The organism is Vibrio sp. 10N.261.46.E11 (assembly GCF_041472735.1).
Taxonomy (GTDB): domain Bacteria; phylum Pseudomonadota; class Gammaproteobacteria; order Enterobacterales; family Vibrionaceae; genus Vibrio.
The window spans coordinates 1-8,640 of sequence record NZ_JBFRQW010000045.1 but is presented as its reverse complement, the minus strand read 5'-3'; the positions used below and the strand labels follow the sequence as shown (position 1 = coordinate 8,640).

General features: G+C 43.4%; 6 protein-coding genes. 2 read left to right on the top strand and 4 right to left on the bottom strand.

Going from position 1 to position 8,640, the window contains the following annotated elements:
• Positions 1 to 122: 122 nt before the first annotated feature.
• Both glmS and AB4407_RS14915 read right to left on the bottom strand, forming a co-directional pair.
• The gene (gene glmS, locus AB4407_RS14920) at positions 123 to 1,955 is read right to left on the bottom strand and encodes a glutamine--fructose-6-phosphate transaminase (isomerizing) (RefSeq protein WP_372121108.1); all 1,833 of its coding nucleotides are present in this window, start codon (positions 1,953 to 1,955) and stop codon (positions 123 to 125) included.
• Positions 1,956 to 2,062: 107 nt separating this feature from the next.
• Positions 2,063 to 2,833: a DeoR/GlpR family DNA-binding transcription regulator gene (locus AB4407_RS14915; RefSeq protein ID WP_139683801.1), complete on the bottom strand. Its 771-nt coding sequence runs from the start codon at positions 2,831 to 2,833 to the stop codon at positions 2,063 to 2,065.
• Between the two features lie 429 nt (positions 2,834 to 3,262).
• On the opposite strand from AB4407_RS14915, the gene pykF reads away from it, so the two are divergent.
• Entirely contained in the window at positions 3,263 to 4,675 is a 1,413-nt protein-coding gene (gene pykF, locus AB4407_RS14910) for a pyruvate kinase PykF (RefSeq protein WP_017104457.1), read from the top strand.
• 176 nt (positions 4,676 to 4,851) lie between these two features.
• Positions 4,852 to 5,523, top strand: a complete 672-nt coding sequence (locus AB4407_RS14905; protein WP_372121107.1) for a GntR family transcriptional regulator — start codon at positions 4,852 to 4,854, stop codon at positions 5,521 to 5,523.
• Between the two features lie 452 nt (positions 5,524 to 5,975).
• Here AB4407_RS14905 and ilvN read toward each other — a convergent pair whose 3' ends face one another.
• Positions 5,976 to 6,470 carry an acetolactate synthase small subunit gene (gene ilvN / locus AB4407_RS14900; protein ID WP_004735875.1) on the bottom strand — a complete coding sequence of 165 codons (495 nt, stop codon included), beginning with the start codon at positions 6,468 to 6,470 and terminating at the stop codon, positions 5,976 to 5,978.
• A gap of 1 nt (position 6,471) precedes the next feature.
• The gene (locus tag AB4407_RS14895; protein ID WP_372121106.1) at positions 6,472 to 8,229 is read right to left on the bottom strand and encodes an acetolactate synthase 3 large subunit; all 1,758 of its coding nucleotides are present in this window, start codon (positions 8,227 to 8,229) and stop codon (positions 6,472 to 6,474) included.
• Between the last annotated feature and the right edge of the window lie 411 nt (positions 8,230 to 8,640).

The following is an 8,640-nucleotide window of genomic DNA, read 5'->3' as shown; positions in this document are numbered from 1 at the left end:
TTAATGCTTAATGCTTAATGACGCTACAGCTAGCTCTAACACGAATCGTTAACTAGCAGACACAAAAAAGCCCATCACAGGATGGGCTTCTTATTATCTAATTTTCTTAGATAAGCTAACGATTACTCAACAGTAACCGCTTTCGCAAGATTACGAGGTTGGTCAACGTCAGTACCTTTGATTAGCGCTACGTGGTAAGACAACAACTGCATCGGTACTGTGTAGTAGATAGGTGCTGTTACTTCACTTACGTGAGGCATCTTGATGATCTTCATGTTCTCATCGCTTTCAAAGCCTGCATCTTCATCTGCGAATACGTAAAGTAGACCGCCACGAGCACGTACTTCTTCAACGTTTGATTTCAGTTTCTCTAGCAAGTCGTTGCTTGGTGCAATAACGACGACTGGCATATCTGCATCGATAAGAGCCAAAGGACCGTGCTTAAGCTCGCCAGCCGCGTATGCTTCTGCGTGGATGTAAGAGATCTCTTTCAGTTTAAGAGACGCTTCCATCGCGATTGGGTAGAACTCACCACGCCCCAAGAACAGTGTGTGATGCTTATCAGCAAAATCAGGTGCTAGCGCTTCGATCTCTTTATCAAACGCCAATGCTTTCTCGATATCAGCAGGCAGTTGATGCAGTGCTTGAACGATATCAGCTTCTTTCTCTTCATTGATGCGACCTTGTAGACGACCAATTGACGTTACCATCATCAGCATTGCAGCTAGCTGTGTCGTGAAGGCTTTAGTTGAAGCAACGCCGATCTCAGTTCCTGCGCGAGTCATGAAGGCAAAATCAGATTCACGAACTAGCGAAGAACCCGCAACGTTACAGATAGTCATTGCCGACATGTAACCTTTTTCTTTTGCAAGACGAAGTGCAGCAAGCGTATCCGCCGTTTCACCAGACTGAGACAGAGTCACCAATAGGCTGTTCGGGCGAACAACGAAATCACGGTAACGGAATTCAGAGGCAATCTCTACGTCACAGCTTACGCCTGCTAGAGACTCAAACCAGTAACGAGCTGCCATGCCTGAGTTGTAAGACGTACCACATGCGATGATCTGCACGTGTTCTACCTTGCTTAGGATCTCTTCCGCTTTAACACCGATTGCATTAGTGATTACAGAAGTGTCAGAGATACGACCTTCCATTGTGTTGATCAGCGCTGTTGGCTGCTCAAAGATCTCTTTCTGCATGAAGTGACGGTATTGACCTTTATCACCTGCATCGTGTTCTGCGTTTGATTCAACAATTTCACGCTCTACACGCTCGCCCGCTACATCAAATACTGTTACATCACGACGAGTCACCTCAGCAACATCACCCTCTTCTAAGTACATGAAGCGACGAGTTACGCTTAATAGCGCTAGTTGGTCAGAAGCAAGGAAGTTCTCGCCCACACCAAAACCGATAACGATTGGGCTACCAGAACGAGCAACAACGATACGGCTAGGATCTTTACGATCAACCGCCACTGTGCCGTATGCACCGTCTAATTGTTTTGCTGTTTTTTGCAGAGCTTCAACCAAAGAAGCTGACGTGCGAAGTTCCCACTCAACAAGATGAGCGATAACTTCAGTATCCGTTTGTGAAGTAAACACATAACCACGCTCTTGAAGAAGAGCACGCAGTGCTTCGTGGTTTTCGATAATACCATTGTGTACAACAGCAATATCACCAGACATGTGTGGGTGTGCGTTTGCTTCAGAAGGCTCACCGTGTGTCGCCCAACGTGTATGAGCTATACCAGTACCGCCAATAACATGTTGTTGATCGACTGCGTCTGCTAGCTCTTGTACTTTACCAAGGCGGCGTACACGAGTTAGGTTAGATTCGCTATCAACTACAGCTACACCCGCCGAATCGTAGCCTCGGTATTCTAGGCGGCGAAGGCCTTCTACTAAAATTTCGGCTACATCACGCTGTGCTACTGCACCAACAATTCCACACATAGTTTCACTCCATCAATTTCGTTTTATTCCTATTGGCAGCAAGCAAAGGCCAGATCTTTATCAAGATCAATTATAGGAAGGTAAATGCATAATACTTAAATTTGTTTTTACGCTGGATCAGTCAAGATCACACGAACATCATGTGATTCGATACTTGCTTTGGATTCTTCGCCTAAGTCTGTATCGGTAATTAAGATGTCAATGTGCTCCCATGCCAGCTCTAAGTTCGGGATCTTTCGTCCCACCTTTTCCGACTCAACCATCACGATCACTTCTCGTGACACTTCAGCCATTACTTTACTTAGACCAACCAATTCATTGAACGTGGTTGTGCCTCTATCAAGGTCGATACCATCAGCCCCAATAAATAGTTGATCAAAATCGTAAGCACGAAGTACTGACTCTGCGACTTTGCCTTGGAAAGAGTCCGAGTGGGTATCCCAAGTGCCGCCGGTCATTAGCAGTGTTGGTTCGCTTTCCAACTCATTAAGTGCATTAGCAACGTGCAACGAGTTGGTCATCACAACTAAACCACGCTTGCTATTGAGCTGCTGAATTAGCGCACCAGTCGTGCTACCGCTATCGATCACAATACGATTATGATCGCGAATTAAATCTGCAGCGGCTTTCGCTAATGAAACCTTTCGAGTCGAAACTTGTGGGCCCAGTTCTTCGTTGACAACCTCTTTCGGTAACGAAATCGCACCACCATAACGGCGTAAAAGCTGACCGTTTTTCTCTAAAGACGCCAAGTCCTTTCTAATAGTGACCTCTGAGGTTTCGAACTTAGCGGATAATTCATCAACACTAACCTCCCCTTTTTCATTCACTAGGTTAGAAATTGCATGTCTTCTGAGCTGGGTGTTTCGTTTCGACATTTAAAAAAGGCCACTAAGTTTCGATATGAAACATATTATAGTTACAACGAAACTATTTAGTCCATTTATTTTGATCCAAAAAATTAATAAATAGCGATAAAACCTTGTCCTAAGACAATTGTTAAGCAGTGATATTGAACTCATTAGGTGGTAGAATCCGCACCCGAAAAGAAAAAAAATTACAAAACTGACTGTTATTTTTTTGCAACTTACCGCCTATATAGTGGGGTAAGTCACAGAAAACCGATATTGAATCAAATTCTTTTGGTCATAAAATGACTAAAACTGATGAAAGACTTACAACTCTGAAGGACATATTGGAAGTCCCGCGCTTTTACACAACAGGCACAAAATGTTGATGTAGCGGACCAATCTTCAGAACTTAAATAAATTTCAAATTGTAACAATACTTACCGGAGAGTACCTTCCATGAAAAAGACCAAAATCGTATGTACGATTGGCCCTAAAACTGAATCTGTAGAGAAGCTAACTGAACTAGTAGATGCTGGCATGAACGTTATGCGTCTTAACTTCTCTCACGGTGATTTCGCAGAGCACGGCACTCGTATCGCGAACTTCCGTAAAGTAATGGAAAACAAAGGTGAGCAACTTGCTATCCTTCTAGATACTAAAGGTCCAGAAATCCGTACTATCAAACTTGAAGATGGTAACGACGTAGATCTAGTAGCTGGTCAAGAGTTCACTTTCACAACTGACGCAACAGTTGTTGGTAACAAAGACGTAGTAGCAGTAACTTACCTAGGTTTCGCTAAAGACCTAACAGCAGGTAACACTATCCTTGTTGATGACGGCCTAATCGAAATGGAAGTTATCGCAACAACAGAAACTGAAGTTAAGTGTAAAGTTCTTAACAACGGTGCTCTAGGCGAAAACAAAGGTGTTAACCTTCCTGGCGTTTCTGTTCAACTTCCAGCTCTTTCTGAAAAAGACAAAGCTGACCTTAAGTTTGGTTGTGAGCAAGGTGTTGATTTCGTAGCTGCTTCTTTCATCCGTAAAGAAGACGACGTTAAAGAAATCCGTGAACTTCTAAACGCTAACGGCGGCGAGAACATCCACATCATTTCTAAGATTGAAAACCAAGAAGGTGTAGATAACTTCGATTCAATCCTTGAAGCTTCTGACGGCATCATGGTTGCTCGTGGTGACCTAGGTGTTGAAATCCCAGCTGAAGAAGTAATCTTCGCTCAGAAGATGATGATCGAGAAGTGTAACCGCGCACGTAAGATGGTTATCACTGCAACTCAAATGCTTGACTCTATGATCAGCAACCCACGTCCAACTCGTGCAGAAGCGGGTGACGTTGCGAACGCAATCATGGATGGTACTGATGCAGTAATGCTTTCTGGTGAAACGGCTAAAGGTAAGTACCCAGTTGAAGCTGTTACTATCATGGCTCAAATCGCGAACCGTACTGATTCAGCTCTTAAAGCTGAGCTAGGTTCTCGTCTAGACAGCCCACGTCTACGCATCACTGAAGCAGTATGTAAAGGCGCTGTAGACACAGCAGAGAAGCTAGCTGCTCCTCTAATCGTTGTTGCAACTGAAGGCGGTAAGTCTGCACGTTCAGTACGTAAGTACTTCCCAACTGCAAACATCCTTGCTCTAACAACTAACGAAAAGACAGCTGCACAGCTAGTTCTTACTAAAGGTGTTAAGCCAGTTCTTGTTGACTCTATCGAGAACACAGACGCGTTCTACATCAACGGTAAAGAAATCGCTCTACAATCTGGCCTAGGTAACAAAGGCGACATCGTAGTTATGGTTTCTGGTGCTCTAGTCGCTTCTGGTACTACAAACACAGCATCTGTTCACGTTCTATAAGAATGAACCGATTCGCATAAAATATAAAAGAGGGCTTCGGCCCTCTTTTTTTATGAAACAAAATCTTGCCTAACTTTTCAGTACGCTGTATTATCAATCACATTAGAACTACGTACTGTTAAACTCCAATAAACTCTTCCTAAGAAACGGATTAGCAGACTAGAAATCAAATATACATGAGGTTTGTAATGTCTAGTCCTACGCTTACTGACAAAGTATCAAAGATGATTCGCCAAGATATCCTCAATGGTGAGTTAACCCCAGGCCAAAAGCTCGTTGTTGCTGATCTCAAAGCACGCTACAACGTCGGCGCATCTCCTATTCGCGAAGCCTTGGTACAGTTATCTTGGAGCAAATACGTAAAGCTAGAGCCACAGAAAGGCTGCTGGGTGTCTCCTGTATCAAAGAAAGAACTCAATGATCTATATGAAAGCCTTCGTGTTGTCTCTTCTGTACTGCTTAAAAAAGCGATTTCAACAGGTGATGAAAGCTGGGAACTGGAAGTATTAACCTCCTACCACAAGCTATCACGCATACAATATGTCTCAGAAGAGTTTGATTGTGTCGAGTGGGAAGAGCGTCACCAGCAGTTCCATGCAGCGTTACTTGAAGGCGCAGACTCAGAAAACATGTTTAAGTTCTTTGATGACCTGATCAATCAAGTCAAACGTTACCGCTTCTTGGCGATGTCTGCAGAAAGCGCGTCTGATGAGCTGTTCAATATTGATGAACACGAAATGATCATGAAGCTAGCACTCTCTAAGAATGTAGAACAAGCAACAGAACTGCTTGATCAACACCTGTTAGGTTCAATGAAACGAATTGAAGAAGTTATCGAAGCGGCATAACGCTAAAGTAGTTTCCAACCAAATAAAAACGGAGCTCAATGGCTCCGTTTTTTGTTTCCAGTATTACGACTGAACTACCACCCAAAAAACTCTTTGTGATGAGTATTGAGTAGCACAACCATAGGTAAAAAATACAGTGCACTCAGTTGAAAGCCAAGAACGGCTAATGTACCTATGGTTAACCTCACTAAAAAATCGACAAACATACCACGCCTCTTTCAATCAGACTGTATGGTTATCGTTCAGTTTAGTTCAAATCATCGAGAGCATTAGACTTTAGTCTAACTGTATAGATTTTGTAACACAGGTCGCTCATAAGTGAGATTCGTAGTCAAAGGATGGTAAGGCAAGGGGCGTTAAAAAATAGTTTAAGAGAGGACTGGCTAAAAAATTAACAAAATAAAAGCCGCTTAAAAAAGCGGCTTAAAAGCTGTTTTTAAAAGATTTATTATTTAGGCTTTCAACGCTCGTTCACCGCGAGCAATACCAACAACACCGCTTCTAGCGACTTCAAGCACTTCCGTTACTTCAGACAATGCCTGAATGAAAGCATCCAGCTTCTCGCTAGTGCCGGCCATTTGAACCGTATATTGCGAAGCCGTCACATCAACGATTTGACCACGGAATATATCCGCTGTGCGCTTCACTTCAGCGCGAGCAAAGCCGCTAGCACGAACTTTTACCATTAGAAGTTCACGCTCGATATGCTCAAGCTCAGACACTTCTTGTACCTTAAGTACGTCGATTAACTTGTGTAGCTGTTTTTGGATCTGCTCAAGCTGCATTTCGCTCGAGTTAGTGGTGACATTCAGACGAGAAAGCGTTGGATCATCCGTAGGGGATACATTCAAAGACTCTATGTTGTAGCCACGCTGAGAAAACAAGCCAACCACACGAGATAGTGCACCTGGTTGGTTTTCCATTAATAGTGAAAGGATATGTCTCATATTATGTTCTCTCCGTTTTGCTTAGCCACATGTTATCCATACCCTCGCCTTTGATCTGCATTGGGTATACGTGCTCGGTGTCATCCACACTAATATCGACAAATACCAAACGGTCTTTCATCGCCAGTGCTTTTTCCAAACCTGATTCCAATTCATCCGGAGATGAAATACGCATGCCAACGTGGCCATAAGCCTCGGCGATAGCAGCAAAATCAGGAACAGAGTCCATATATGAATTAGAGTAACGACCTTGATAAACAATGTCTTGCCACTGTTTTACCATGCCTAAAAAACGGTTGTTAAGGTTAATAATCTTAACGGGAATATTGTATTGCAGCGCAGTCGACAGCTCTTGGATATTCATTTGAATACTGCCGTCACCAGTAACAACAACCACTTCTTCATCTGGCTTAGCAAACTTAACGCCCATACCTGCAGGTAAGCCAAAGCCCATCGTGCCAAGGCCACCCGAGTTAATCCAACGGCGTGGTTTGTTGAATGGGTAGTACAAAGCAGCAAACATCTGGTGCTGGCCAACATCCGAAGCAACGTACGCGTCGCCATTGGTTACTTTGTGAAGTGTTTCAATAACTTGTTGTGGCTTAATGCACTCAGAAGATTTCTCATAAGCTAAGCAATCACGCTCTTGCCACTGTTTGATTTCACTCCACCAGCTGTCCATCGCTTCAGCATCGTTAGTGCCACCCTGCTCAATCAGCAGGTTCACCATACTCTCGAGTACTTTTTCTGCAGAACCTACAATCGGTAGATCCACTTTTACGTTTTTAGAGATCGACGATGGGTCGATATCAATGTGCATGATCTTCGCGTTCGGGCAGTACTTGTCTAGGTTGTTGGTCGTTCGATCATCGAAACGTACGCCAATACCAAAGATTAAATCTGCGTTGTGCATTGCCATGTTGGCTTCATACAAACCGTGCATGCCCAACATACCCAAAGAGTTTTTATGAGTGCCCGGAAAAGCGCCAAGCCCCATTAGGGTGCTAACCACGGGTAAATTCAATGCCTCTGCTAATTTTAACAGTGGCTTGTCTGCCTCAGAAATAACCGCACCACCACCGACGTAAAGTACTGGCTTCTTCGCTTCAAGGAGTGCTTTTAATGCTTTCTTGATTTGACCTTTATGACCCGTAACCGTTGGGTTATACGAACGCATCTTTAGCGTTTCTGGGTATTCATAAGGAAGCTTAATTTGTGGGTTTAAAATGTCTTTAGGCAGATCAATAACCACAGGACCTGGACGTCCTGTCGTTGAAATATAGAAGGCTTTTTTAACGACTTCAGGGATATCTTCCGCTTTCTTAACGAGGAAGCTGTGTTTAACGATCGGACGGGATACACCCACGATGTCACACTCTTGGAAGGCGTCGTTACCAATAAGGTTATTTGGTACGTTACCAGAAATAACAATCATTGGGATTGAGTCCATGTAGGCTGTGGCAATACCAGTAACGGTATTGGTCGCACCTGGACCAGAACACACAAGTACTACACCCGGCTTACCAGTAGAACGAGTATAGCCATCTGCCATGTGGGTAGCGGCTTGTTCGTGTCGTACTAATACGTGTTTAATTTCAGCCGTTTTAGCATGCAGCGCATCGTAGATATCAAGTACAGAACCACCTGGATAACCAAAGATTTGTTCTACACCCTCTTCAATTAGAGACTGCACCACCATCTCAGCGCCGGATAACATTTCAGCGCCGGATGACATGGCTGTTTCAGGTTTTGTTGTCATATTGCTCTCCTCACCAGTTTCCAATCATATTTGGTGAACATGTTGGGCTGGTTTTTCATAGTCTAGGGCTTATTCGTAGCCTAATTCGAAATACTTCCACTTTTTCGGCTATGGCTGTCTGTCGTGATAACAACAAACAGTAATACGAAACAACTTTAACGCTTTATTATCATCTGGTCTAACACCTGTTATCCGACAATTACGTCAAAAAACCAACTATCAGCTGAAAGCATCAAATAAACCCTAAGCCAAGCCTAATAGTTAGTTTTAAAAACCAATTAACACCTAAAAAAAAGAGCTTAATATTCAAATGAATCACGATTTATCGATTAATCACGCTCTTATTGGTGTGCGCTTTCGCACATTGTGCTGTGTAAGTCGGCATAAAAAATGGTTCATCGCGGCTTTCCG

Coding starts and splice junctions, on each gene's coding strand:
- pykF (WP_017104457.1), top strand. CDS start 3,263: ATGAAAAAGACCAAAATCGTATGTACGATTGGCCCTAAAACTGAATCT.
- AB4407_RS14905 (WP_372121107.1), top strand. CDS start 4,852: ATGAGGTTTGTAATGTCTAGTCCTACGCTTACTGACAAAGTATCAAAG.
- AB4407_RS14915 (WP_139683801.1), bottom strand. CDS start 2,833: ATGTCGAAACGAAACACCCAGCTCAGAAGACATGCAATTTCTAACCTA.
- glmS (WP_372121108.1), bottom strand. CDS start 1,955: ATGTGTGGAATTGTTGGTGCAGTAGCACAGCGTGATGTAGCCGAAATT.
- ilvN (WP_004735875.1), bottom strand. CDS start 6,470: ATGAGACATATCCTTTCACTATTAATGGAAAACCAACCAGGTGCACTA.
- AB4407_RS14895 (WP_372121106.1), bottom strand. CDS start 8,229: ATGACAACAAAACCTGAAACAGCCATGTCATCCGGCGCTGAAATGTTA.